Here is a 24,545-nt window from a genome sequence, read left to right as displayed (position 1 = left end):
CGTCTTGCTCGACAATCCAAAGACAATTGAGAGGCTAGGACTTTTGTCCTAAACTCTTGTTTTATTTTGTCAAAATAGACAGAGTTTCGAGCAGATTATCAGCGTGGACTTCAATGGTATCGCCCGTAGCCTTAATCTTGACTTCGACAATGCCTTCTGCGGCTTTTTTACCAACTGTCACGCGGATTGGGAGACCAATCAAATCGCTGTCGCTGAACTTAACACCCGCGCGCTCATTGCGATCATCCACCAAGACCTCATAACCAGCACTTAGCAAGTTAGCCTCGATTTGATCAGTGAGAGCAAGAGCTTCCTCGTCCTTGACATTGACTGGAATCAGGTGAACGTCAAATGGTGCCAGCTCTTTCGGGAAGTTGATACCCCAAGCATAGCGGAATTCACCCTTAGGAGTTTTATTGACAAAGAGGCGAGCGTGTTGCTCCATAACGGCTGAAAGAAGACGGCTGACACCGATACCGTAGCAGCCCATAATCATCGGTACGGCACGGCCATTTTCGTCCAAGACATTGGCATTCATGCTGTCAGAATAGCGTGTTCCCAATTTAAAGATATGCCCAATCTCAATCCCACGAGCAAACTTGAGGATACCTTGGCCATCCGGAGACACTTCACCTTCACGAACTTCGCGGATATCCACATACTCTGGGCTAAAGTCACGGCCTGGATTAACACCAGTCAGGTGGTAGCCATCTTCGTTAGCTCCTGCCACGGCGTTAGAAAGGTCTTGAACTCTACGATCCGCAATAATGGTCACATCCTCTGACAGATTGACTGGACCTAGTGAGCCAAAACCTGCGCCCAAGAGCTGACGAACTTCCTCTTCACTAGCGACTTCAAAGAAATCTGCACCCAAATGGTTTTTCAGCTTGACTTCGTTGAGTTGGTCATTGCCGACAAGGAGGGCTACGACAGGCTTTTCATCAGCCATGTAAACCAAGGTCTTGATTGTTTCTTCTGTATCAATTTGTAGGAAAGCTGCTACCTCATCAATGGTCTTGCAGTCAGGAGTTTCTACACGCACCAACTCTGCTTCAGTCACTACTTTTTTGTTTGGTTTGTAAGCATTGGTTGCCATTTCTAAGTTGGCTGCATAGCTAGACTCACTTGAGTAGGCAATGGTATCTTCCCCAGAAACCATCCATTTGAGCAATTCTGCCTTGATTTCTTCTTGTACTTCTGCAGGAATTTCTTCAAATGAAGCAACTGACTTGTCCAAAACGACCCAACGGTCAAGGTCTGTACGAGTAGGTGTGATCGCCATAAATTCCTGACTGTCCTTACCACCCATGGCACCACCGTCACCGATAATGGCTTTGAAATCTAGCTCACTGCGAGTGAAGATTTTCTCATAAGCAGATTTGTATTCATCATAAGTTACATCCAAACTATCATAGTTGGCATGGAAACTATAACCGTCTTTCATGATAAATTCACGGGTACGAAGAAGTCCATTACGTGGACGCTTTTCGTCGCGGTACTTAGGCTGGATTTGATAGAGATTAAGCGGCAATTGCTTGTAAGATTTAACAGAGTCACGGACAATGGAAGTGAAGGTCTCTTCGTGTGTCGGACCTAGGATAAAGTCTGACTTTTCACGGTTTTTCAATTTATAGAGGTCTTCACCGTAGGTCTCGTAACGACCTGACTCGCGCCAGAGATCCGCACTGAGCAGGGCAGGCGCCAGCATTTCAACCGCACCAATCTTATCGAATTCTTCCCGCATGATTTTTTTAGCTTTTTCAATGACACGGTTAGCCAGTGGCAGATAAGAATATACTCCCGCAGAAACTTGGCGAACATAGCCAGCCCGCAACATAAGGGCATGGCTGATAACCTGAGCATCGCTTGGCATTTCGCGCAGCGTTGGGATTAGCATTTTACTTTGTTTCATAAAAACAAAACTCCTTCATAGAATATTTTTCAGTCTTTTAAAATGTTAGAAGAACAATTTCATAATATCATTCCAAGTCACAGCGATCATGAGAACAACCATGAAAGCCACCCCTGCAAGGGTAACATAGCTTTCTGTTTCCCGTTTCAAGGGTTTGCGACGGATAGCCTCAAGGATATTGAGGACAATTTTTCCACCGTCCAAGGCCGGAATCGGAATTAGATTAAAGATCCCGATATTAAGGGATAGCATGGCTAAAAGACTCAGAATAGCCGGCAAACCTTGCTGAGCCGCTTGACTGCTGACATTATAAATAGCAACTGGACCGCCTAACTTATTTAAATTAAAGTTCAAAATCAAATCTTTCAAGGCTGTCAAAATCCGACCTGTGGTCGTCCACGTAGCGGTAAAGCCTCCGATCACCTTGTCCCAAAAACCAGTCTTGATAGCAGGCGAAACGCCCAATAGATAGCGATCCCCCTCTTTTTGGGGTTCAATGTCCACCTTGCGAGTCTGACCCTCGCTCTTATAAGTGATGGTCAATTTTGGTGCATCTGCCTTATCTTTCGTCGCTGCTGACACTGCTTTTGTTAGGTCATCCGAGTTTGCAATCTCATAATTGTTGACTTTCAGAATCTGGTCATCGCTTTTCACCCCTGCCTTGGCAACGGCGCCACCTTCCAGCACCTGAAAATGATTGCTGTTTTCATCTTGGACGCCGCCTTGCAGAAAGGCCAAGAACATGAAAACTAGAATACTCAAAATGAAATTATTCATGGGACCTGCAAAATTGGTGATGAGACGTCCCCAGATAGTCGCATTTTGATACTGGACATCCAGCGGAGCAATCCGAACTTCCGTTCCGTCTTCCTCAACAATAGTCGCATCGTGATCGACAGAATAAGTCTTGCTTTCATCTAAGACCAGCCCTGTAATCTCCAGTTTTTCTTCAAAATCAAAACTGGTCACATTCATAGGCAGAGCCGTCTGATCGATTTTCTTACCAGACAGATTGATGCGTACGACTTTTCCCTCTTCATTCAGAGTTAGACTTGCTGGCGTACCTGTTTTGATTTCTGTCGAATCCTCGCCCCATCCAGCCATGCGGACATAGCCTCCTAGCGGCAGAATCCGAATCGTGTAGGCTGTTCCATCCTTGCCAATATGAGCAAAGATTTTCGGGCCCATCCCAATGGCAAACTCACGAACTAGAATGCCTGATTTTTTGGCAAAGTAGAAATGTCCAAACTCATGAACCACCACGATGATCCCAAAAATAATAATAAATGTAATAATCTGCATAAGTGTAATCTTTCTCTTAAGATTGTTCATTAAGCCAAGAAGGCTTTCGGCTGCTTGGCCACCAAACTCCTTAGAACAGGCCAAAGAGGTGCATCAGTGGAAAGACAAAAAGCAAGCTATCAAAGCGATCCAAAACGCCGCCGTGACCAGGAATAAACTTCCCTGAGTCTTTGACACCAAAGTGACGCTTGATGGCGCTCTCTACCAAGTCACCGAATTGGCCAGCAATACTAAAGACAACTGTCAAGAGCAGCATGGTCACAAAGCTATACGGAGTGGCAACTTGGGGACGAATGAACATAAAAATCGCCGAAACCAGCACCGCTGACAGAATTCCTCCAATACTGCCTTCAATCGTTTTATTTGGCGATACCTTAGGTAATAATTTTCTCCGCCCGTAACGAGTACCGGCCAGATAGGCTCCACTGTCTGTGGCCCAGACGATAAAGAGGGCCAGCAAAACCTTGTCTACATTCACCAAACGGGCATCGATCAAAGCATTAAAACCTAGACCAACATAAAAACTAGAAGCAATCGGATAAGCCGCATCTTCAAAACTATAAGAGGAACCTAAAACAGTCGCTCCTAGCAAGACGAAAACGACCAAGCCATAAGCCATCACATTGCCGTCCACAGGTAAAAATTTCAGGTAGTTCTCAAGTGGCAGGGTTAAGACAAAAGCTGCCAGCATAGCCAAGCCACCCTCTAAGGTCGCTGTCGGAAGCCCCTTCATCTTAAGCAATTCATGCACTGCCAGCATGGCTAGAAGGCCAACGCTGATCTGGAAGGGAAGCCCTCCCATCTTCACTAAAGGAATAAAAATAGCTAGAGCAATTCCTCCAAAAAGAAGACGTCTTTGTAAATCTAAACTCATCTTTTTCTCCTTCCTTTATACACCGCCGAAGCGTCGATTGCGACGATTATATTCTACAATCGCATCCTTCAAAGCCTTCTCATCGAAATCCGGCCAAAGAATATCTGTAAAATACAACTCGCTATATGCTGTCTGCCAAGGCAGGAAATTGCTAAGGCGCAGCTCGCCACTCGTACGAATGACCAAGTCAGGATCCCGTAAACTTGCAGGCAGACTGCTGGTGTAGAGATAAGCTCCAAGCATTTCCTCTGTAATATCCGCTGGTTGGACTTTCGCTTCTAAAACATCTTGGGCAAGCTTCTGAACCGCTTGATTGATTTCAGCTCGTCCGCCATAGTTTAGGGCAAAGTTCAAAATCAGCCCTGTATTCAAGCGAGTCAGATCTTCAGCCTTCTCCAAGGCCTCAAAAGTAGCTTTAGGAAGTCGCTTCGTGTCGCCAAACATTTGAATTTTCACATTGTTTCTGTGCAATTCTGGCACATAGCGGTCATAAAACTCAACCGGTAAATTCATAATGAAGGACACTTCTTTTTCTGGCCGCGCCCAGTTTTCCGTTGAAAAGGCATAGACTGTCAAGACCTGCACACCCATCTCCTTAGCTGCAATCGTCACTTCTTGCAAGGCTTCCATACCTGCCTTATGTCCAAAGACGCGTGGCTGCATACGTTTTTTAGCCCAACGACCATTGCCATCCATGATAATTCCTATATGCTTGGGAACAAGCAAGGCCTCATCGAACTTTTCTTTTTTCTTAAAACTAAACATATTTTTTATCCTATTTAAAGTTTTATCATTTCATTATATCATAAATCCTTTAAATGTGGGCAGGAGAGCTGATTTTTCGTCTATCAGAGCTGATGATGAATAGCTGGTAGTGTATGCAGGCAGGTTTCGCTTGTATCGCACAACTATAATATTGTAAAAGATGGGTTTACAATATGTCCTTAGAATAAAAAAGACAGCCTCTCGACTGTCCTGTATCCTATTCTTCAATGGCAGTATCTTCATCAGACACAGCGATATCGCCTTCCACTCCCGCAGCAGCTGGAATACCTTCTGTCAATGGCAAAACAGTCTTAATGGCTGCTAATTCAAATGTCAAGAAAACACCGTCTACATCCAAGACAACTGTCTTACGCTCTGAATCAACTTCATCAACAGTTCCGTAAAGACCACCAATAGTAATGACTTCATAGCCTTTTTGCAGTTTATTAAGGCTTTCCATCCGTTTTTCAGCTTGCTTTTTCTGTGTCCGTACTTGGAAATACATCATTCCTACTAGTACAACAAAAAAAATAATCATCATTGTTGGATTCATTTCTCTTCTCCTTTGGAATTCATCTACTAATTACTATAGCAGATTTTGGCCCGTTTGACAAGGTAGGAAAATAATTTCCAAAAAATCAGGATGCCTAGCACCCTGATTTTATGTCTTTTTATTTAAGATTTTTAACAACTTCTGCTACGTGTTCAACTGTAAAGCCGTATTCTTCCAGAACCTTGCCTGCTGGGGCAGATGCACCGAACTGGTCGATTCCGATAACTGCGCCGTCCAGACCGACATACTTGTGCCAAGGCTGGCTAGCTGCCATCTCAATCGCTACACGGCGACGAACTGCATTTGGCAGAATTTCTTCTTTGTAGGCTACATCTTGAGCGTCAAAAAGCTCTGTTGATGGCACGCTGACCACGCGAATTTTAGCGCCATCTGCTGCAAGTGCTTTAGCAGCTGCAACAGCCAAATTAACCTCAGAACCAGAAGCCAACAAGATAGTATCGAAATCTGCTCCTGTTTCGTAAACCACATAAGCTCCTTTAGCTACCTTGTCAAAGTCTGTGCCTTCTTCAACTGTCAGATTTTGACGGGTCAAGACCAGAGCAGTCGGAGTGGATTGACTCTTAAGGGCCAAGTACCAAGCTGCCTGAGTTTCACGCGCATCTGCTGGGCGAAGAACAGTCAAGTTTGGAATGGCACGCAGACCAGCCAAATGCTCAATTGGCTCGTGAGTCGGTCCATCTTCACCAACTGCAATAGAATCGTGAGTGAAGACATAAGTCACTGGCAAGCCTTGCAAAGCAGACAAACGGACAGCTGCCTTAACATAGTCTGAGAAGACAAAGAAGGTACCACCGTAAACGCGAAGTCCACCATGAAGCGCCATACCGTTGAGAATCGTTCCCATAGCAAACTCGCGCACACCAAATTGGATATTGCGGTTGAGACGGTGGGCATCATCCTGCAGGCCGTCTTCCTTGATGTAGGTCATATTAGAATGAGCCAAGTCAGCAGAACCGCCGAGGAAAGTTGGAAGCACCTTAGCTGCTGCATTGAGGGCATCCTGACTAGAATTACGGGTCGCTTGAGAGAAGCCATTTTCAAGCACTGGGAAATCTTCTGGTTTGATTTCTACTGGATCCTGACCAGCGATAATAGCCGCTACTTCTGACGCCAATTCTGGATAGGCTTGCTTGTAGTCCTCTACTAGCTGCTTCCATTCATCATAAGCTGCTGCACCGCGCTCTGCTACATTTGTACGGTAATCTGCATAGACTTCCTCAGGAATCTCAAATGGCGCATAGTCCCAACCCAAGGCTTTACGAGTAGCTGCCGCTTCTTCTGCTCCCAGAGGCGCACCGTGAACTGCATTGGTTCCTTGCTTGTTTGGAGAACCGTAGCCGATAACCGTCTTGACTTCAATCAAAGATGGCTTGCCAGAAGCTTTAGCCGCATTGATAGCTGCATCAATCGCTGCAAGGTCTGTTCCCTCTTCGACTAAAGCAGTATGCCAGCCGTAGGCTTCATAGCGGGCACGAACATCTTCTGTAAAGGAATCCTTAGTCTCTCCATCTAGGTTGATATCATTTGAATCATAGAGAACAACCAGCTTGTCCAGCTTTTGCAGGCCAGCGTAAGAAGCCGCCTCAGCTGAAACTCCCTCCATCAAATCGCCATCACCACAAATTACGTAAGTGTAATGGTCGAAAATAGGATAGCCATCACGGTTGTACTTAGCAGCCAAGAAACGCTCTGCCTGAGCAAATCCAGTCGCTGTAGAAATCCCTTGTCCCAATGGTCCAGTCGTCGCATCAACTCCAGCAGTATGACCAAACTCTGGGTGACCTGGTGTCTTAGAGCCCCATTGGCGGAAGTTTTTGATTTCCTCCATGCTGACATCTTTAAAGCCAGACAGGTGGAGCAAGGCATAAAGCAGCATAGAGCCGTGTCCTGCAGACAGAACGAAGCGATCGCGGTTAATCCAATTTGGCTCTTCTGGATTGATACGCAATTGTTTGGTAAACAGGTCGTAAGCCATTGGCGCAGCGCCCATAACGACGCCGGGGTGACCTGACTTAGACTTTTCAATCGCGTCAATTCCTAAAAAGCGAATGGCATTAACAGATAATTGTGACATTGAATTCTCCTTATAAAAAATTTAGCGGGCTGCTACAACCAGCAGACATTCCTACGCTCATTTTTCTTATTTCCATTATATGAAATTTTTGCTTTTCCTGCAATAATAGAAAGGTCATTCTTTCCTTCAGTAAAAGAATCCCACAAGCAAGCACTCATAGAATTCCAGTTATATATATCCCTGTAAAATCGGCTACTTATTGAATAGTAATACCGTATTTTTCATGATTTTCTTCATACCAATTAATCAGAGCAATAGCCGTTTGATAAGTAATATTCTTAATCTTGCTGCTACCTTTGACCAGTGTCAAGATACTCATTTTGCTGATGTTGGCATCTGTCGCCACACGATAGCTGGTCAAAACTCCATCGATTAGTAATTGAATAACAGCTTCTACCTTTTTATAATCAGACATTGTAGTAATATCCAATTTCTCCATTTTGCATTCCTTCCATAACATTTATCTTTTCCTAACCATTATACACTTTTCTATGGTATTTACATATATAAATGCTTGGAGCGTTAAAAAAGAGGAAATTGGCTGATTATTTCTGTCTAGTTTAGCTAGATTTTGAAAAGGTTGACAAGCGACAAAAGTGAGTATTAGTCCATATAGGATAGCAGGTAGCCGTAGCCTTCCTCTTCGATTTGCTCTCTAGGAATGAAGCGCAGAGCTGCTGAGTTGATGCAATAGCGCAGGCCACCTAACTCCTGCGGACCGTCGGTAAAGACGTGACCCAAATGGGCATTTCCTGAGCGACTCCGCACTTCGATTCGCTCCATGCCATGGCTTAAATCTTGATAATACTTGATAACCTCACGAGCGATAGGACGAGCAAAGCTAGGCCAGCCGCAGCCAGACTCAAACTTGTCAGCCGCAAAAAAGAGTGGCTCCCCCGTCGTCACATCCACATAAATCCCCGCCTCAAAAGTGCTATTATAAGCATTATGGAAGGGGCGCTCCGTTGCGCTCTGCTGGGTCACCTGATACTGCTCCTCACTTAGCACTGCTTTGAGTTGCTGCTGGCTAGGCTTAGGATAATGGCCCGCATCTACCAAGGGCTGCTCAGCATCCTTGACATTGATATGGCAATAACCCGTCGGATTTTTCTTGAGATAGTCCTGATGATAATCCTCGGCCAAGATATAATGGCGCAAGGGCTCTAGCTCTACAGCCAACTTTTGTCCTAATTGCTCCTCCTGCTCAGCAAAAACCTGCTCGATAGTGGCGCGATCTTCCTCACGGACATAGTAAACACCTGTCCGATACTGACGGCCAATATCATTACCCTGTTTGTTGATGGATAAGGGGTCAATGACTCGGAAATAGTAGAGCAAAATTTCCCGCAGGCTGATTTTATCCTCATTATAAATCAACTGCACCGTCTCCGCATGGTCGGTCTGGTGAATGAGCTGGTAGTTGGTGGACTCTACTTGTCCATTGGCATAGCCTACTGTCGTCTCCTCAACCCCTTCAATCCGAGAAAAATATTCCTCCAAGCCCCAGAAACAACCGCCCGCTAGATAAATTTCTGCCATAAACATCCCTCCAATCTTTTCCTCTATTTTCTCATAAAAAGAAGAACTTTTATAGGATTTTGATTGGAACTTTCTTAGAAATCATATCAAATACTGCGCCTCTATGGATTAGCCAAATTCAATTGTTTCAGAAAAATATAAAAAGACAGGAAATTTCCCATCTTTGATTAAAGGTTTAATTCCTTGTATTCTGTTCGGTAGCCGACTTGCACAATCCGACCATCTTGGACTAGCAGCGGTCGCTTAATCAGCATGCCGTCTGTCGCCAAAAGTGCGGCTGCCTCCTCAGCAGAAAACTGAGGCACCTTATCCTTGAGCCCCAATTCTCGGTACTTGATACCACTAGTATTAAAGAAAGACTTAATCTCCAAATCAGAATGAGTCATCCATTTCAAAAGTTGCTCTTGGCTAGGCGTTTCCTTGACAATATCCACCGCTTCAAAGTCCACTCCTAATTGATTGAGCTCAGCCTTGGCCTTGCGGCAGGTAGAGCATTTTGGGTATTCGATAAATTGTAACATGGTTTTTCCTCCGTCCCTATAATAGCCCAGCTGGTTCCTTCTTGTCAAGCCGAGACTCATTAGAAAAAGCCGACAAGCGAAAGGCTTATCGGCAGGCACAGATACATTCCATAAAGAAACACCGTCTATTTCTCGGTTATTTTTTAATTAAACGCACGCGCACAATATTGTCGCTATTCTCAAATTTATCAACCAAGTCCTGAATCTTGCTTTCATCCGACTCATCCAGATCCAGCAAAGTATAGGCAAAATCACCCTTGGAACGATTGATAATATTGTCAATATTGATATTCAAATCACTGACCGCTGTTGAAATCCGAGCTACAATATTCGGTACATTTTTGTTAATCAGGGTAATCCGATAAGGCGCTGAGAGAGCCTGACGGACATTAGGGAAATTCACTGAGTTGATAATCTCGCCCGTTTCCATGAAGCGTCGGATAGTTTTCCCAGCCATAATAGCACAGTTGAGCTCAGCTTCCTCTGTTGAGCCGCCCAGATGCGGAAAGACTGTAATCTGCGGATGACGGAGCAGCTCATCTACACCAAAGTCTGTGATATAGCGCTTGATAACACCTGCTTCCAAGGCTTCAAAGAGGGCAGCGTTGTCCACCAGCTCGCCACGAGCAAAGTTGATGAGGGTTGTTCCCTTTTGCATGAGACCAAAAGCAGCCTGATCAAAAGTAGCGCGTGTATCATCAGTCAGGGGCACATGGATAGTTATATAGTCGCTCTTTTCAAAGATTTCCTTAATGTCTGCTACCCGCTTGACATGACTAGAGATATTCCAAGCTGTTTCAATGGATACATAAGGATCATAGCCAAGGACATTCATTCCCAGACGATAGGCATCGTTAGCAATACGGCCACCGATAGCTCCTAACCCAATGACTCCCAAAGTCTTCTCTGCAATCTCTGTCCCAGCAAACTGCTTCTTACCAGCTTCCACTTGCTTGGGAACATCATCACCAGAAAGGCCATTAGCCCAGCTGTTAGCAGCGATATAGTCACGGGCAGACAGGAGAATGGAAGCCAAGACCGCTTCTTTCACCGCATTGGCATTAGCTCCTGGTGTGTTAAAGACCACAATTCCCTGCGCTGTTGCCTGGTCAACAGGAATATTATTGGTTCCTGCGCCTGCCCGCGCGATGGCTTTGAGCTTGCTTGGAAATTCCTGTCCATGCAGGTTTTGACTGCGCAGGATATAAGCATCTGGATTGTCCGACTTATCTCCGTCAATCTGAAAAGCATTGCCCAGCTCCTTAAGCCCGATTTGATTGATATTGTTAAAGGTTTTGACACTAAAGACCATAATTTCCCTCTCTTAAGAATTTTCTTCTTCAAATTTCTGCATAAAGGCAATCAAGTCCTTGACACCTTGAAGCGGAAAAGCATTGTAGAGACTAGCTCTCATGCCGCCTACGCTGCGGTGCCCCTTGATATTCTTGAATCCCGCTGCTGCAGCCTCTTTGTTAAATTTGGCGTCCAGCTCTGGGCTAGGAGACACAAAGGGAATATTGGCGACTGAGCGTTGCTCCTTGTAACGGACTGGACTGCGGTAAAAGTCAGACTGCTCAATGAAGTCGTACAAAAGGCCAGATTTTTCACGATTGCGCTTTTCCATTTCTGCTACGCCACCCAGCTCCTTGACCCAGTCAAAGACCAGCTTGGCCATATAGATGGCGAAAGTCGGTGGTGTATTGTAGAGAGAGTCATTGTCCGCCTGAATGCGGTAGTCCAGCATGCTAGACAGAACTGGCTCATCATTGAGCAAATCCTCACGAATGATTACCACTGTCACGCCGGCAGGTCCGATATTCTTCTGAGCCCCAGCATAAATCAATCCGAAATCCTCTACTCGGTACTGAGCAGCCAGGATATTAGAAGACATATCCGCCACAATCGGCACGCTATTGGTCGCTGGCAGGTCGTAGATAGCAGTTCCCTCGATAGTATTATTGGTTGTCAGGTGCACATAAGCCGCCTGCGGATCAATCTCCTTTTCATCAAAAGAAGGAATTTCTGTGTAATTTAAATCCTCTGACGAAGCCAAGAGAATAGGCTCAAAAGGCACGGTCTTAGCCAGCTTGACTGCTTCTGTGTAGGCTTTCTTGCCCCAAGAACCAGCCACTAGGTAATAGGCCTTGCCGCCCTTGGCTAGATTGAGCGGAATCATAGAAAACTGAGTAGAAGCTCCCCCCTGCAGGAAGAGGACGCGGTAATTGTCTGGAATAGCCATGAGCTCACGCAGCAAGCTCTCAGCTTCTTTGATAATATCGTCGAATTCTTTGGATCGGTGGGATAGCTCCATCACGCTCATGCCGCTTTGGGCATAGTCTAAAAACTCAGCCTGAGCTTTTTTCAAGACTTCCTTGGGCAATACTGCCGGTCCAGCAGAAAAATTGTAAATGGTCATATCCTACCTCCAAAAATGTATTTTGTCTATCATATCACAATGTTCAGAAAATTTCTATAATTCTTTCAAAGATATTTATCTTTTGGGGAAATTCCCGAACAAAAGGAGGATTTTGCACAAAAAAACTAGTCGAATAGGACTAGTTCCTGTCTTCTTCATGATAAAGGGCATAGAGTTGGCTTTTATTACGCCCGTATTTTTTGGCTACTTCTTTGATGGCCTGATTTTTCTTGCTGCCGGATTGGACCAAGCTGTCAATTTCAGCCAAGAGATCCGCATCCGCTTTGTCTTCCTTCTCTAGACTTGCACCAGCCACAATCAGGAGGCACTCGCCCTTAAGAGAATTCTCCGCCAGATAGTCTATCAACTCAGAAATCCTTCCTCGTTGGTATTCTTCATAGATTTTGGTTAATTCCCGAACCAAGACCACCGAGCGGTCGCCGTAAACTTCTAGCATATTTTCCAGCGTAGCCTTGACCCTATGAGGAGATTCGTAAAAGATCTGTGTCTCTGGATAAGACTTTTTACTCTCGAAAAATTCCTTCTGCTGTCCAGACTTACGAGGCAAGAAACCATAAAAAACATGAGGCTGAGGCGCTAAACCACTGGCAATCAGAGCGGAAATCCCAGCACTGGGCCCCGGAACCGTCACCACAGCAATGTCTTCAGAAATAGCCGCCTTGACCAAATCATGACCTGGATCCGAAATACTAGGCAAGCCAGCATCGGATACCTGGGCTAGATTTTGACCTGACTTGAGCAAGTCCAGCAAGATCGGTATCTTTTCTTGAGCATTGTGCTCATGAAAGCTGATTTGCCGCGTCTCAATCCCAAAGTGTTTGAGCAGAAGGCCCGTATTTCTAGTATCTTCAGCTGCAATGACATCCACTTCCTTGAGGGTATTGACCATGCGAATGCTCATGTCGTCCATATTTCCAATGGGAGTCGCCACCAAATACAGCTTACCGTAGGGCGACTGTCCCTTAAAACTCTTTTGAATCTGCATTTCTACTCCCTGAATAACAACTCGTCGCAGAACATGCACTCCGCATCATTTTCTCGGCGTTGACCATAGAAATCTGTGCACACATGAAAACCATCGTAGTACAGTTTGCGAAGATTGTCCCGATTTTTATTGATTTTAACCGGTGCTGCTTGCTCTACCTCACCTAGTCGCTCTCTCAGCTTGGCATTTTCTAGCTGGAGGACGATATTTTCCTCGACGACACTCTTAAGATTTTTCTTGATGGCCTCTACCTCGGCAAGGGTCACTAAAAGCGTCTGAGAAAAATCATCCAAGGCATCAAATAGTTCTTTTTTATTCATTGTCTGCTCCTATCTTGCTTGGGCACTGGCTTTTAAAATCATGTATTCCAGAGCATTTTGAAAAGACACATTGGCTCGCCACATCTTCTTTGCTTCTAAGAGATCTTCCAGTTTCGTGCGACCTGCCTCGCTTCCAAGTTCCTTGGCCAGCAAGACTTCCAAGATTTTAAAGACCTGCTCCTGTTTATCCTTGTCCTCAGCTAGTTTAGCCAGCTTAGCCACTTGGAGATAAGCCTGATTCTCATTGGTCAGGGCAGCTTTGACAAATCGCTGACTCTCACTGACCAGCTCAAAGAAAGGCTTGTTGGACACCAGCTGGTCAGCCTCTTCCTGGGTCTGGCTATATGTAGCCAGTAACTCAGCCTGACTTTTGATCAAGCCAGACTCTTCCAGCTGGTGCTGGAGAGTGGCCTGATTCTTCCGAAAGTGGAAAATCTGCGCTCGGCTCTTGATGGTGGGCAGGATCAGATGCTCATCGGCCGTCAAAAGAAAGATGTAAATCTCACTCTGGGGCTCTTCGATGACCTTGAGGAGGGAATTAGCAGCATTGACATGCATCTTATCTGCATCACAGATGATAAAGACCTGTTTGTTGCCCTCCATACCGCTCTGGGAAAAACTTCTCACCAGCTCACGAATGCGCTCGGTTTTAATAATGCCATTCACCGGTCGGACAACCGTCACATCCGAAAAGTCCTCACTCTCAATCAAGCGACAAGCCCGACAAATACCGCAGGGCCAAACTCCCTGACGATTTTCACAAAAGAGACTCTGAGACAAGGTCAAAGCCATGGTAAAACTAGAAAAATTCCCCGAAAATAAATAAGCATGATTGAGCCGCTCTGCTTCCAATATTTGCTGAAAAGTTTCTGTAAGATTAGGCTGGGCCTGACGTAAATCTTCTACTGTCATTTTTCTTTGATAAAACGCTCTTTGATAACTGCCAAACTGTCGGCCACAACTTGCTCCAGCGTCTGACTAGCATCTATCTTGACGAAACGTTCTGGTTCCTTTTCTAAAATAGTCAGATAGCCTTGGCGCACGCGCTCGTGCAAGTCGAGACCTTCCAGATCCAAACGATTGACTTCGCGCTCTTGGTCTCTAGCAATGCGAGCCAGACCTTCCTTGACATCAATATCGAAATAAAGGGTCAAATCTGGCTTGAGTCCATCAGTCGCAAACTGGTTAAGCCATTCCACATCGTCAACTGCCAAGCCCCGTCCATAGCCTTGATAAGCCACCGAGCTATCAATAAACCGATCTTGCAAGACCCATGTCCCTTGCTCCAAAGCAGGCAGAACCTTCTCCGCCAGATGCTGACGTCGGCTAGCAATATAAAGCAACAACTCCGTCTTAGAGTCCATTTGTGTATGGCTCTTATCTAGGATCACCTCGCGGATTTTTTCAGAAATAGCCACACCGCCAGGCTCTCTCGTCGTCAGCAACTCACAGCCCATCTCTTTCAGCTGAGGAAGCAAAGCCTCTAAAACACTGGTTTTCCCAGCACCTTCTGGCCCTTCTAGCGATATAAAAATACCTTTTTTCATCGTTTTCCTTTTACATTCATTCTGCCAATGGATACAGAAATTCCTATTTTAGTCTATGCTTTATTGTACCAAAAATTATCCCAAAAGCCCATAGAAGAATTTATCGAAAACTATTTCATATTATTTTCAAAAATGAAAACTTTTGATAAAATAGAGTCAGAAAATTCTTAGGAGAGTCTGATGTTTAAATTTAAAAATATACTGGCCATCATTCTGGGGGCTGGAATTTTTTCTTTTGGGATTCATTATTTGGTGATTCCTTTTCACTTGTATGAAGGCGGAGCAACGGGGATCACCTTGATTGTCTACTACCTCTTCAAGATTCCTGTATCAACCACCAATTTGGTCATCAATATTCCACTCTTTATTCTCGCTTGGAAATTACTGGGAAATCGCACCCTTTACCTTAGTATTTTAGGGACTTTCTCTGTATCAGCTTGGCTGAAACTATTCGAGTTGCTACCTACCTCCAAACATTTACAAGACTATTTCTTTTCTTCCTTAGATGGCGACGTCTTACTGGCCTGCCTTGGAACGGGAATTATTCTTGGGGTTGGTCTAGGCATCATTTTCAATGCTGGAGGAACGACTGGTGGTACTGATATCGTAGCTCGTATCTTCAATAAATATACCAGCATCTCCATGGGCCGCCTCATGCTGACAGTGGACTTTATCGTGATTTCTCTGGTTCTTTTAGTCTTTAAAGATCTGCGCATGGTTTCTTATACACTCATGTTTGTCTTTATCACCTCTCGTGTTATTGACTTGATTGCTGAAGGTGGTTTCGCGGGCAAAGGCTTCCTGATTGTCACCAGCAAACCAATAGAACTAGCTGAAGCCATCAATGAAAAACTTGGAAGAGGGGTCACCTATCTGCAAGGACAGGGCTTCTATAGCAAGCGGGATTTGCAAATCGTTTATTGTGTTGTCTCTCGTAACGAAATGCAGCAAATGAAGAAACTCATCAATGACATCGATCCATTTGCCTTTACAACTATTACAGAAGCCCATGAAATCTTAGGAGAAGGCTTTACCTTAGACTCTAACAAACAGCCTATCGTCAAATAGACTTATCATATACAAAAAGACTTCAGAATGAATAATCATTCTGAAGTCTTTTTTACTCTAAGGTATTCAATAATTGAATGAGGGTTTCAGCTGAGCGCTTCCCTGCTTCTAAGATAAATTCATCAAAAGTGATATTGGCATCATGGCTGGCTGTATCGCTCATCGCACGAATGACCATAAAAGGCAATCCAAGAGAATGAGCGGCTTGAGCAATGGCTGCTCCCTCCATCTCAACTGCCAAAACATCAGGAAAATGCTCCTTAATTTGGTCAATCTTGTCCTGCCCAGCGATAAAGCTATCTCCCGTTGCAATCAAGCCGACTTGGCTCGTCTGCTGGGTCTTTTCCAGCACTGCTTTCATCTCCTCAACCAAGTAGCGACTGGCTTCATAGTAGAGGGGTTGCCGTGCCATTTGACCATAGTCATAGCCAAAAGCTGTCACATCCACATCATGGTAGACCAAACGATCTGCCACCACTACATCTCCAATTTCTAAGCCCGAAGCTACTGCTCCAGCGGAACCCGTATTGATGACCGCCGTCACCTCAAAGTCATTGGTTAACACAGCCACACTCATGGCTGACATGACTTTGCCGATTCCACTTTCCACCAAGACGACCTCATGATGGCCAATCCGACCAGTATGGTAGACATGCCCTAGGCGCTGGTGTTTCTCAGCCATCTCCAGATGCTCCACCAGCTGCTTCAATTCCTCAGGCATAGCCGCGATAATTCCGATTTTCATGATTTATTCTTTCCTTTTTTACATTAAAAAGAGGGAGAGGAAGCAGAGTTTCATTTTCTCGTTTCCGTCACTCCCCTTCTTTATCATAGCCAAATAATGGCCGCAATTAAACCAATCAAAAGAAGCACAATCCAGAACAGGATTTTGTTTAACTTAGCCTGAAAAATACTTCGTTTTTGATTTTCGATTCGACGACTTTTGATAACTGTCGGTTCAACTTCAATCTGCAGAGTATCCTGATTGACAGCTTGCCGTGGAGCAGCATAACCAAAAGTTCCTTTTCTAGCAATAGAAATGACCTTAGTTTCTTCATCGTCCATCAGCAAGGGACCATCAATATGTTCTCCACGATTGGCCCGCTCAATGATTTCATCTGTTAATAAAGCTTTTCCCATTGATCTACGTTCCTATTTATTCAGATTTTTTTGTTCCCAGTACTGAAGGGCCATGATGGTCTTGGCATCGCAGATGTCACCGTTTTGCAGCAACTGATGTGCCTCCTCCAGACTGACTTCAAAAAGTTCCAATGTTTCATCCTCGTCTTGAGGACGAGGGTTTTCGACCTTTGTTAAATGGCTGGCGCTGTAGAGCTTGATTTTTTCATTGCAAAAACCGATGGCAGAGTAGAAATCATAGACCAACTCCAGCTGTCCTGTGTAGCCGGTCTCTTCTTCTAATTCTCGGAGGGCAGCTGCATGAGGATCTGCATTCTCTCCTAGCTCAAGCTTGCCAGCTGGAATCTCGTAAGAAGTCGCTTCAATCGCCTTGCGGTACTGCTTGACTAAAATCATCTTATTTTCCGGAGTGATAGCAATCACAGCCACCGCACCATTATGAAAAATCAAATCCCGTTGGGCTTGACCTTTACCCTCTGGCAACTCTACTTGATCCTGAACCACTTTAAAAATTGGCCCCTGATAAATTTCCGTCCGTTGGACGGTCTTTTCTTCAAATTCCATGACTGAACCTACTTATTTTGAGGATGATGAGGAAGACGCTTAGCATAATCTTCCTTGTTAATCTGACGGCCACGTCCCAGAGCGATGGCATCTGCTGGTACGTCCTTCGTAATCGTAGAACCCGCACCGACCAGTGAGTTGTCACCCAGCTCAACTGGAGCAATAATAGTCGAATTGGAACCGACAAAGACATTATCTCCAATGATAGTCTTGTACTTCTTCTGACCATCATAATTGACTGTAATCGTACCCGCACCAAAGTTGACATTAGCACCAACTTCAGAGTTTCCAATGTAGGTCAAATGACCAGCCTTGGTATTTTCGCCGATAGAAGACCCCTTAACTTCAACAAAGTTTCCGACATGGACGTCCTTAGCCAGACTAGAACCTGGACGAATGTGAGCGTAAGGCCCAACCGTCACTCCATCTGCCAAGCTAGACTCTTCAATCATGGAGCTGGTAATGACAGTTCGCTCTCCAATGACAGAGTCCACAATATAAGTCCCATTGGTCAGAATCGTCTCTGCCCCAATCTTGGTGTGACCTTTCAGAGTCACATTGGCTTCGATTTGAACCTCAGGCGCAATTTCCACATCCACATCGATATAGGTCGCATCTGGATTGACAAAGCTGACACCGTTGACCATATGCTGCTGATTAATTCGGCGACGCATAATGCTTTCAGCTGTCGCCAAAGCCACGCGGTCGTTGACACCGAGACTTTCGTCAAAGTCTTTCAGCGTATAGGCACCAACTTTTTCACCATTTTCACGGAAAATGCCAATCACATCTGTGATATAGTATTCACCCTGAGCATTGTTGGTATTGATATTTTTGAGTGCCTCAAAGAGACGGGCATTATCAAAGACATAAGTCCCTGTATTGATTTCCTTGATTTGTTGCTCAAAGTCAGAAGCATCCTTCTGCTCGACAATTTTGATGACTTCTCCATGCTGGTTGCGCACGATCCGGCCATAGCCAAAAGGATTGTCCGCTTCTGCTGTCAGGATTGTCGCAACATTCTTGTGATTGATATGAAAGTCAATCAGATTTTTCAGACTTTCTCCCGTAATCAGGGGAGTGTCGCCAGCAATAACTAATGTTTGACCAGTTAGATTTTCCAAAACAGGCTCAGCCATAATGACCGCGTGGCCCGTTCCCAGCTGCTCGGTCTGACGGACAAACTCTGTCTGACCTGCCAAGACTTGCTCGACCAGCTCCGCCTTGTGCCCGATAACAGTGACAGTCTTCTCAGGCTCAATAGCACTGACACTGCGGAAAACATGCTCTAGCATGGAAATCCCTGCCACCTTGTGCAAGACCTTTGGTAAATCTGATTTCATGCGAGTACCCTTACCCGCAGCCAAAATAACGGCATAATTTGTCATAAATGAACTCTTTTCTCTAAGATATTACCCTTATTATACCACTAAAAGAGAATTTTTTAAAATGCTAATTGCAGAAGCAGGGAATCGCACTTAAAGAAAAAGGTTCATGGACTAAATCACTCGGCTTAATTTGCAATCCACTCCATCCAGACCAATTCTTTAAAGCTCTTTTAGCGGGGCTAAAAACGTTTTTTCCTTCGTTTATACTAGCTTTTGATAGCAGCGAATGACTGGCAGCTTATTCTCCTTAAACACTATAGGTCTATTACTTCTATTATCTAAATTTGGTTGGCGATTACACATTTAAAATTGATAAGTAATGAAATATTTGCTATAATGACATAAAATCAAATGTTCACCCCTGCCTTATGAAGTGCAGGAAACTCTCAAATCTGCTAGGACAATACTATTATTATGTGATCCACTGTGGAATGATACGATCCAAGGATTGTGAGCTCCACTATCTAGTTTTCTTGTTTTTATCTGGCTAATTATATATTTAAAATTGTAAGGAGATGTTAGTTATGATCTTTACTAAAAATCGCAAGAAGAGAGATGAATACTACCAACAGATTGACAGGATCTATAATAACGATAGTATCATCATTAGCTCAAAGTTACGAGAAGAACTCCTAACTAGTGCCAAAGGGCTACAGAAAGGGGACCAAATTAGTTATTTGGCATTTAAGTTGTATCCTTTTGTATGTGACGAGGTGCTGAAGAATAAGTCCGATGAATTAATCGCATTCAAAAAATACCTTGAAAAAACAAGATGGAAATATTATTGGGGAAGTGTGCGACGATAAAAACTCATAGAATCTCCCAGTGGAACTGTTAGTCTGATGACTTACCGTTCACACTAATTGAGGCTCTGTGAGTTTTTTTCTTGTACGATATTTACAATCCAGCCATAAAAAAGAGAAGACCAAGTTGATCTTCTCCATATTATGACTTCTCTTCAATCCACTACAATTCAAAATCAGTCCCATAATAGAAAGAACTGGACCAAAAACAAATCAAATTTGCTCTTATTCCCAACCTCTTCCTCTTTAATGCTCTATGATGTATTTATAAACTTCTTGGCCTGCTACTGCTCCGTCTCCAACGGCTGTGGTGATTTGGCGTAGGTCTTTCTGACGGACATCACCAATGGCATAAATACCGTCAATAGCCGTTTTCATATGTTGATCCGTGACAACCCAACCAGCTTCATCGCAAATACCCAGATCTTTGACAAAATCGCTAACAGGATCTAGGCCGACATAAACAAAGACGCCACCAAAGTCTGACTCGCTGTTTTGCCCCGTTTTTACATTTTCAAAAACCACACTGGTTACCCTACGGTCGTCCCCTTTGATTTCTTTTACGACGGAATCCCAGATAAAGCTGATTTTTTCATTAGCAAAGGCCCGCTCCTGCAAGAGCTTTTGTGCCCGCAGTTGGTCACGACGGTGAACAATAGTCACAGACTTTGCAAAGCGCGTGAGGAAAATCGCTTCTTCAACGGCAGAATCGCCGCCTCCGACCACTAAGAGATCCTCATCACGGAAAAAGGCACCATCGCAGACCGCACAGTAGGAAACGCCGCGGCTATTGTATTCTTCCTCGCCAGGAACTCCTAGATGACGATGGTTGGCACCAGGAGCCAAAATCACTGTCTTGGTCTCAAATACTTCATCCTCAGTAATGATTTTCTTATAGTCGCCATGGTCTTCAATTTTTTCAACTTGACCAAACAAATGCTCTACGCCTAGATTTTCTAGGGGATCAAACATCTTTTCAGCCAGCTCTGGTCCGCTGATACGAGCATAACCGGGATAATTTTCAATCTCCGCAGTATTATTCATCTGGCCGCCGTAAATACCGCGTTCAAGCAAGGCCACTTTTAAGTTGCTTCTAGCTGCATAGAGGGCTGCTGTCATTCCCGCAGGACCAGCTCCAATAATCATTGTATCGTACATCATCTTTTTCCTTTCTCTTTGTTGTAACTACTGTTATTCTAACAAACTAACTAATCTTTTACAAGTATTTAAGCTTTGAGAACAACCAGTAATCCAAAAATCGCAAAAGACAAGATTGGAATCGTCATAATTGTAATCAAAAGAAGATCGTAAATTTGGCTTTGGCCTACCGCAAGAGTTCGATCCTTGCGACCGAGCCGCTGCAATAAAAGCCACAAACCATCGGCAAGGCCTACCAGAATCGTCGTATAGATGAGACTTTGGATATAGAGAGAAAAAATCTTAATTAACATGTCAGCTCCTCAATAATCAGTTGCCTTAAAAAGGTTTTAGTCGAAAACAAACCCAGCTGGTCTAGCCAACTGAGCTTTCACTTTTTCTATTATATCAAATATAAGTCCGTTTGTAACTAGCAAAGAATTCTTTGGTTCTAGCTTCCTTGGGATGATTGATGATCTCCTCTGGACTGCCTGACTCGATAATATGGCCCTTATCCAAGAAAAGCACCCGATCTGCCACTTGGGAAACAAAAGAGATATCGTGGCTGACCAGAATCATGGTTTGTCCTGCTTTAGCAGCGTCGGCAATGGATTTCTCTACCTCACCGACTAGCTCTGGGTCAAGGGCTGAGGTCGGCTCATCAAGCAATAGAACATCTGGCTTCATGGCCAAGGCCCGCGCCAAAGCCACCCGCTGTTTTTGACCGCCTGATAAATGCTTGGGATAATGATTCTCACGATCAGACAGGCCAACCTTTGCCAACTCTTCCTTGGCGATTTTAGTCGCTTCTTGGTCAGACAAATTCTTGACTACCAGCAGACCTTCCTTGACATTTTCCAGAGCCGTCCGACGGGAAAATAAATTGAACTGTTGGAAAACCATGGCCAATTTTCGACGTAGCGTCAAAATCTCATCTGGTGAAATAGTTGAAAAATCCACCTTGAAGTTATCAATTTCAATCCTTCCGCTATCTGGCTGCTCCAGATAGTTGAGGCTGCGCAGGAAGGTTGATTTACCAGCACCTGAGGAGCCTATTAGAGCAATGACTTCGCCTTTTTGAATTTCCAAACTCAGGTTATCCAAGACCTTTTGGCCAGAAAATTCCTTACTTAACTGGGAAATTTTAATCATCAAATCCTACCTCCTTGCGCTTGCTCCATTTTGTCCAGATTGGCTGGCGCCTTGATATCCATAGCCTTTTCAATCGCACGACCGATTTGCTCAATCACGATATTGACAATCCAGTAAATAATGGAAACGGAAATAAAGCGCTCAAAATAACGATAATCGGAGCCACCGATAGCTTGAGCCTTAGCGAAGACTTCCACGACACCCGCACTAAAGGCCAGAGAGGTTCCCTTGGTCAAGCCGATGAGGGAGTTGATCAAAGTCGGTGTTGCCACAACTGCTGCATTAGGAATGATGACCCGCAGATAAACTTGGCGATTGGTCATGCCCAGACTGCGAGCTGCTTCAATCTCACCCGGATCCACCGAAAGAATGGCTGCCCGAATCGTCTCGCTGGCATAAGCCGCTTCATTAAAAGCAAAGGCAATAATTGCAAAGACTGAGGCCGGGATGGCATTGATATTAAAAGCTGTCCCATACTTTTGATTGATGGCTTTCAGCAGGAGCGGAATTCCAAAATAGGTCAACATGAGCTGGACCAAAAGGGGCGTCCCACGAAGGAAGCTCACAAAGAGAGCCTGAATAGGATACAAAATTCTTGTGCGGTTAATCTTGACCACTGCGAAAATCATGGCCAAGATAATGCCGAAAAATGCCCCACCCAGCGTCAACAAAAGTGTGACAGGCAAGGTTTTCAAAATCGCTGGAATGGCATCAAAAACAGCCCGTAAACTAAATAATTTGCCGTCTGGGAGGAGCTTCAAAAGCTCTTCATACCAGTTTGCAGCTAGGATATAAGTTGTAAACATTTTAATTACTTCTCTTTCTCGATAATGCATTATTCTATCATAATTTGGCCCAGATGCAAACTATTTGGCATCAAGAATAGGTAATCTTTAAACCTTTAATAGATAGATGGGAAATGACAATAAAATAGACCAGTAATCCTAGTCTATCATAGTTTCACTGGTCTTTAAAATATAATTTTTCTATATCGTCCATAAAAAGAATTTATGGCTAGAATGTCTGGCGCTTAGCCTTGCGTTCTGCCCGACCACGTGCACGATTTTCAGCTCGCTTGGTCTTGCGGCGCTTCTCATTAACCGCCCACTGAATTTTCTTCTTATAGCCTGGCTTGATTTTTTTCTTTTTCTTCTTGACCAGACCAATCATTTCTGTGTCCAGCTTTTCCTTGGTCTTCTCCCGATTAGCACGGCGATCTCGGTCATAGGTATCTTGAAATTCGCCATTTTTGATCATCTTAGGAGTAAACTTGATGCCCAGTTTTTCTAACTCACGAATATCTGAATCGTCACTCGGTTGATAAAGGGTAATGGCTGTGCCGGGAAGGCCATTTCGTCCAGTCCGACCAACCCGATGGACAAAGAAAGACAAATCCTGCGGAATGGCATCATTGATGACATGACTGACCCCCTCGATGTCAATCCCTCGAGCTGCCAAGTCCGTTGCAACAATGTACTCAAAATCAAGATTCTTGACCTGATTCATGATACGCTTGCGCTCCCGCGGCGGGATATCACCGTGAATCTTGGCCACTTTTAGACCTTGCGCAGTCAGATAAGCCTGCAATTCATCCGCTCGAGTCTTGGTATTGACAAAAATCATCGCCAGATAAGGCTGGAGGAGCTGACTGATCTCATAAATCTGGGCATTCTTATCTCGCCCCTTGGTTGACAGAAGCCAGTTATCAATGGTATCGGCAATCACAGTCTTGGTCTTAATCTGCTCCATGACCGGATTAGATAGGTATTTTTTCAAGAAAGGCTGGAGCTTCTGTGGAATGGTAGCTGAGAAAACTAAAAACTGCAGGTCTTTAGGCAAGCGAGCCGCAATCCGATCTACCGTCTCCAAAAAGCCCATATCAAGCGTCATATCAGCCTCGTCCACTACAAAGGTATGAGCCTTATGGATAGCCAAATCCCCTGACTCAACCAAGTCATAAATCCGCCCCGGCGTTCCAATGACGATATGGGGCTGGCTGGACTCTAGCTTGCCAATCTGACGAGCCTTGTCAGTTCCGCCGACATAGTTAGCCACCCGAATCTCTTGCTCAGAAAAGCTAGCTAGCTGACGCGCTGCCTGATAGATCTGAGTTGCTAATTCTCGGCTGGGTGCTGTAATCACCGCTTGGACACTGTCCGCCTCTTCATCTAATTGCTGGAAGATAGGCAGCAAGAAGGTGTGAGTTTTACCTGATCCGGTTTTGGACTCCCCGACCAAGTCTCGGCCAGATAATACCACCGGAATCAGCTTTTCTTGAACCTCTGTCGCCTCCACAAAGTTCAGGTCCTTGAGAGCTTCCTGAATATAATCTTTAAAGTTAAATTCTGTAAATTTCATTTTTTCCTCTGTTTACTCTTAATCTTATCTATTATACCAAAAAAATATCTTTTCTGCTCGGCTCAGGACAAGAAAAGGCGGGCTT

The 24,545-nt window shown here is 44.5% G+C and carries 25 protein-coding genes; 1 reads left to right on the top strand and 24 read right to left on the bottom strand.

Annotated elements, in window-relative coordinates; genetic code table 11:
- Positions 1–61 precede the first annotated feature (61 nt).
- From A0765_RS07245 to tmk, 15 genes are all read right to left on the bottom strand, one after another.
- Complete coding sequence (locus A0765_RS07245) at positions 62–1,912, bottom strand: proline--tRNA ligase (RefSeq protein ID WP_062005656.1); 1,851 nt, start codon at positions 1,910–1,912, stop codon at positions 62–64.
- A 45-nt stretch (positions 1,913–1,957) separates the two neighbouring features.
- Positions 1,958–3,214 carry an RIP metalloprotease RseP gene (gene rseP / locus A0765_RS07240; protein WP_062005654.1) on the bottom strand — a complete coding sequence of 419 codons (1,257 nt, stop codon included), beginning with the start codon at positions 3,212–3,214 and terminating at the stop codon, positions 1,958–1,960.
- A gap of 70 nt (positions 3,215–3,284) precedes the next feature.
- Positions 3,285–4,088 (bottom strand): phosphatidate cytidylyltransferase, encoded by an 804-nt coding sequence (locus tag A0765_RS07235; RefSeq protein ID WP_062005652.1) that lies wholly within the window; start codon positions 4,086–4,088, stop codon positions 3,285–3,287.
- Between the two features lie 15 nt (positions 4,089–4,103).
- Positions 4,104–4,853, bottom strand: a complete 750-nt coding sequence (gene uppS, locus A0765_RS07230) for an undecaprenyl pyrophosphate synthase (RefSeq protein WP_062005650.1) — start codon at positions 4,851–4,853, stop codon at positions 4,104–4,106.
- Between the two features lie 217 nt (positions 4,854–5,070).
- Complete coding sequence (gene yajC / locus A0765_RS07225) at positions 5,071–5,406, bottom strand: preprotein translocase subunit YajC (RefSeq protein WP_005591861.1); 336 nt, start codon at positions 5,404–5,406, stop codon at positions 5,071–5,073.
- Between the two features lie 118 nt (positions 5,407–5,524).
- Positions 5,525–7,501 (bottom strand): transketolase, encoded by a 1,977-nt coding sequence (gene tkt, locus A0765_RS07220; protein WP_062005649.1) that lies wholly within the window; start codon positions 7,499–7,501, stop codon positions 5,525–5,527.
- A gap of 196 nt (positions 7,502–7,697) precedes the next feature.
- On the bottom strand, positions 7,698–7,940 hold the full coding sequence (locus A0765_RS07215; protein ID WP_005592291.1) for a hypothetical protein: 243 nt from the start codon (positions 7,938–7,940) through the stop codon (positions 7,698–7,700).
- Positions 7,941–8,104: 164 nt separating this feature from the next.
- Complete coding sequence (gene msrB, locus A0765_RS07210) at positions 8,105–9,040, bottom strand: peptide-methionine (R)-S-oxide reductase MsrB (protein WP_062005646.1); 936 nt, start codon at positions 9,038–9,040, stop codon at positions 8,105–8,107.
- A 167-nt stretch (positions 9,041–9,207) separates the two neighbouring features.
- Complete coding sequence (locus A0765_RS07205) at positions 9,208–9,561, bottom strand: arsenate reductase family protein (RefSeq protein WP_062005644.1); 354 nt, start codon at positions 9,559–9,561, stop codon at positions 9,208–9,210.
- 136 nt (positions 9,562–9,697) lie between these two features.
- A complete protein-coding gene (locus A0765_RS07200) occupies positions 9,698–10,873 on the bottom strand; it encodes a 3-phosphoglycerate dehydrogenase family protein (RefSeq protein WP_062005643.1) in 1,176 nt (391 codons plus the stop codon).
- Positions 10,874–10,885: 12 nt separating this feature from the next.
- Positions 10,886–11,977: a 3-phosphoserine/phosphohydroxythreonine transaminase gene (serC, locus tag A0765_RS07195; protein WP_062005641.1), complete on the bottom strand. Its 1,092-nt coding sequence runs from the start codon at positions 11,975–11,977 to the stop codon at positions 10,886–10,888.
- 139 nt (positions 11,978–12,116) lie between these two features.
- Positions 12,117–12,983 (bottom strand): 16S rRNA (cytidine(1402)-2'-O)-methyltransferase, encoded by an 867-nt coding sequence (gene rsmI, locus A0765_RS07190; RefSeq protein WP_062005639.1) that lies wholly within the window; start codon positions 12,981–12,983, stop codon positions 12,117–12,119.
- 2 nt (positions 12,984–12,985) lie between these two features.
- Positions 12,986–13,303, bottom strand: coding sequence for a DNA replication initiation control protein YabA (gene yabA, locus A0765_RS07185; protein ID WP_062005637.1), 318 nt, complete (start codon positions 13,301–13,303; stop codon positions 12,986–12,988).
- A 9-nt stretch (positions 13,304–13,312) separates the two neighbouring features.
- Complete coding sequence (locus tag A0765_RS07180) at positions 13,313–14,215, bottom strand: DNA polymerase III subunit delta' (RefSeq protein WP_062005635.1); 903 nt, start codon at positions 14,213–14,215, stop codon at positions 13,313–13,315.
- Entirely contained in the window at positions 14,212–14,850 is a 639-nt protein-coding gene (tmk, locus tag A0765_RS07175; RefSeq protein ID WP_062005633.1) for a dTMP kinase, read from the bottom strand. Before tmk ends, A0765_RS07180 begins: the two co-directional genes overlap by 4 nt.
- Before the next feature lie 180 nt (positions 14,851–15,030).
- Here tmk and A0765_RS07170 point away from each other — a divergent pair, with 180 nt between their 5' ends.
- Positions 15,031–15,918, top strand: coding sequence for a YitT family protein (locus A0765_RS07170; protein ID WP_062005631.1), 888 nt, complete (start codon positions 15,031–15,033; stop codon positions 15,916–15,918).
- Positions 15,919–15,970: 52 nt separating this feature from the next.
- Here A0765_RS07170 and A0765_RS07165 read toward each other — a convergent pair whose 3' ends face one another.
- From A0765_RS07165 to A0765_RS07120, 9 genes are all read right to left on the bottom strand, one after another.
- Complete coding sequence (locus tag A0765_RS07165; protein WP_062005629.1) at positions 15,971–16,663, bottom strand: 5'-methylthioadenosine/adenosylhomocysteine nucleosidase; 693 nt, start codon at positions 16,661–16,663, stop codon at positions 15,971–15,973.
- A gap of 83 nt (positions 16,664–16,746) precedes the next feature.
- Positions 16,747–17,058, bottom strand: coding sequence for a cell wall synthase accessory phosphoprotein MacP (macP, locus tag A0765_RS07160; protein WP_045500835.1), 312 nt, complete (start codon positions 17,056–17,058; stop codon positions 16,747–16,749).
- A gap of 12 nt (positions 17,059–17,070) precedes the next feature.
- Positions 17,071–17,622 carry an NUDIX hydrolase gene (locus tag A0765_RS07155; RefSeq protein ID WP_062005626.1) on the bottom strand — a complete coding sequence of 184 codons (552 nt, stop codon included), beginning with the start codon at positions 17,620–17,622 and terminating at the stop codon, positions 17,071–17,073.
- An 8-nt stretch (positions 17,623–17,630) separates the two neighbouring features.
- A complete protein-coding gene (glmU, locus tag A0765_RS07150; protein WP_062005624.1) occupies positions 17,631–19,010 on the bottom strand; it encodes a bifunctional UDP-N-acetylglucosamine diphosphorylase/glucosamine-1-phosphate N-acetyltransferase GlmU in 1,380 nt (459 codons plus the stop codon).
- A 1,049-nt stretch (positions 19,011–20,059) separates the two neighbouring features.
- Positions 20,060–20,971 (bottom strand): thioredoxin-disulfide reductase, encoded by a 912-nt coding sequence (trxB, locus tag A0765_RS07140; protein ID WP_062005620.1) that lies wholly within the window; start codon positions 20,969–20,971, stop codon positions 20,060–20,062.
- A 68-nt stretch (positions 20,972–21,039) separates the two neighbouring features.
- Complete coding sequence (locus tag A0765_RS07135) at positions 21,040–21,264, bottom strand: DUF4059 family protein (RefSeq protein WP_045500825.1); 225 nt, start codon at positions 21,262–21,264, stop codon at positions 21,040–21,042.
- Positions 21,265–21,358: 94 nt separating this feature from the next.
- The gene (locus A0765_RS07130) at positions 21,359–22,102 is read right to left on the bottom strand and encodes an amino acid ABC transporter ATP-binding protein (protein ID WP_015605309.1); all 744 of its coding nucleotides are present in this window, start codon (positions 22,100–22,102) and stop codon (positions 21,359–21,361) included.
- A complete protein-coding gene (locus A0765_RS07125; RefSeq protein ID WP_062005618.1) occupies positions 22,102–22,908 on the bottom strand; it encodes an amino acid ABC transporter permease in 807 nt (268 codons plus the stop codon). The genes A0765_RS07130 and A0765_RS07125 overlap by 1 nt, the downstream gene beginning before the upstream one ends.
- A 208-nt stretch (positions 22,909–23,116) precedes the next feature.
- Complete coding sequence (locus A0765_RS07120) at positions 23,117–24,460, bottom strand: DEAD/DEAH box helicase (RefSeq protein ID WP_062005616.1); 1,344 nt, start codon at positions 24,458–24,460, stop codon at positions 23,117–23,119.
- Positions 24,461–24,545 lie beyond the last annotated feature (85 nt).

Origin of the sequence: Streptococcus cristatus, assembly GCF_001588905.1 — a bacterium.
In the GTDB taxonomy this organism is placed as follows: domain Bacteria; phylum Bacillota; class Bacilli; order Lactobacillales; family Streptococcaceae; genus Streptococcus; species Streptococcus cristatus_N.
The sequence above is the reverse complement of the archived record's forward strand: the minus strand, read 5'-3'. Positions and strand labels throughout refer to the sequence as shown.

Bases quoted from the DNA above. Each gene is read 5' to 3' on its own strand.
- A0765_RS07245 (WP_062005656.1), bottom strand. From the start codon at position 1,912: ATGAAACAAAGTAAAATGCTAATCCCAACGCTGCGCGAAATGCCAAGC.
- rseP (WP_062005654.1), bottom strand. From the start codon at position 3,214: ATGCAGATTATTACATTTATTATTATTTTTGGGATCATCGTGGTGGTT.
- A0765_RS07235 (WP_062005652.1), bottom strand. From the start codon at position 4,088: ATGAGTTTAGATTTACAAAGACGTCTTCTTTTTGGAGGAATTGCTCTA.
- uppS (WP_062005650.1), bottom strand. From the start codon at position 4,853: ATGTTTAGTTTTAAGAAAAAAGAAAAGTTCGATGAGGCCTTGCTTGTT.
- yajC (WP_005591861.1), bottom strand. From the start codon at position 5,406: ATGAATCCAACAATGATGATTATTTTTTTTGTTGTACTAGTAGGAATG.
- tkt (WP_062005649.1), bottom strand. From the start codon at position 7,501: ATGTCACAATTATCTGTTAATGCCATTCGCTTTTTAGGAATTGACGCG.
- A0765_RS07215 (WP_005592291.1), bottom strand. From the start codon at position 7,940: ATGGAGAAATTGGATATTACTACAATGTCTGATTATAAAAAGGTAGAA.
- msrB (WP_062005646.1), bottom strand. From the start codon at position 9,040: ATGGCAGAAATTTATCTAGCGGGCGGTTGTTTCTGGGGCTTGGAGGAA.
- A0765_RS07205 (WP_062005644.1), bottom strand. From the start codon at position 9,561: ATGTTACAATTTATCGAATACCCAAAATGCTCTACCTGCCGCAAGGCC.
- A0765_RS07200 (WP_062005643.1), bottom strand. From the start codon at position 10,873: ATGGTCTTTAGTGTCAAAACCTTTAACAATATCAATCAAATCGGGCTT.
- serC (WP_062005641.1), bottom strand. From the start codon at position 11,977: ATGACCATTTACAATTTTTCTGCTGGACCGGCAGTATTGCCCAAGGAA.
- rsmI (WP_062005639.1), bottom strand. From the start codon at position 12,983: ATGCAGATTCAAAAGAGTTTTAAGGGACAGTCGCCCTACGGTAAGCTG.
- yabA (WP_062005637.1), bottom strand. From the start codon at position 13,303: ATGAATAAAAAAGAACTATTTGATGCCTTGGATGATTTTTCTCAGACG.
- A0765_RS07180 (WP_062005635.1), bottom strand. From the start codon at position 14,215: ATGACAGTAGAAGATTTACGTCAGGCCCAGCCTAATCTTACAGAAACT.
- tmk (WP_062005633.1), bottom strand. From the start codon at position 14,850: ATGAAAAAAGGTATTTTTATATCGCTAGAAGGGCCAGAAGGTGCTGGG.
- A0765_RS07170 (WP_062005631.1), top strand. From the start codon at position 15,031: ATGTTTAAATTTAAAAATATACTGGCCATCATTCTGGGGGCTGGAATT.
- A0765_RS07165 (WP_062005629.1), bottom strand. From the start codon at position 16,663: ATGAAAATCGGAATTATCGCGGCTATGCCTGAGGAATTGAAGCAGCTG.
- macP (WP_045500835.1), bottom strand. From the start codon at position 17,058: ATGGGAAAAGCTTTATTAACAGATGAAATCATTGAGCGGGCCAATCGT.
- A0765_RS07155 (WP_062005626.1), bottom strand. From the start codon at position 17,622: ATGGAATTTGAAGAAAAGACCGTCCAACGGACGGAAATTTATCAGGGG.
- glmU (WP_062005624.1), bottom strand. From the start codon at position 19,010: ATGACAAATTATGCCGTTATTTTGGCTGCGGGTAAGGGTACTCGCATG.
- trxB (WP_062005620.1), bottom strand. From the start codon at position 20,971: ATGTACGATACAATGATTATTGGAGCTGGTCCTGCGGGAATGACAGCA.
- A0765_RS07135 (WP_045500825.1), bottom strand. From the start codon at position 21,264: ATGTTAATTAAGATTTTTTCTCTCTATATCCAAAGTCTCATCTATACG.
- A0765_RS07130 (WP_015605309.1), bottom strand. From the start codon at position 22,102: ATGATTAAAATTTCCCAGTTAAGTAAGGAATTTTCTGGCCAAAAGGTC.
- A0765_RS07125 (WP_062005618.1), bottom strand. From the start codon at position 22,908: ATGTTTACAACTTATATCCTAGCTGCAAACTGGTATGAAGAGCTTTTG.
- A0765_RS07120 (WP_062005616.1), bottom strand. From the start codon at position 24,460: ATGAAATTTACAGAATTTAACTTTAAAGATTATATTCAGGAAGCTCTC.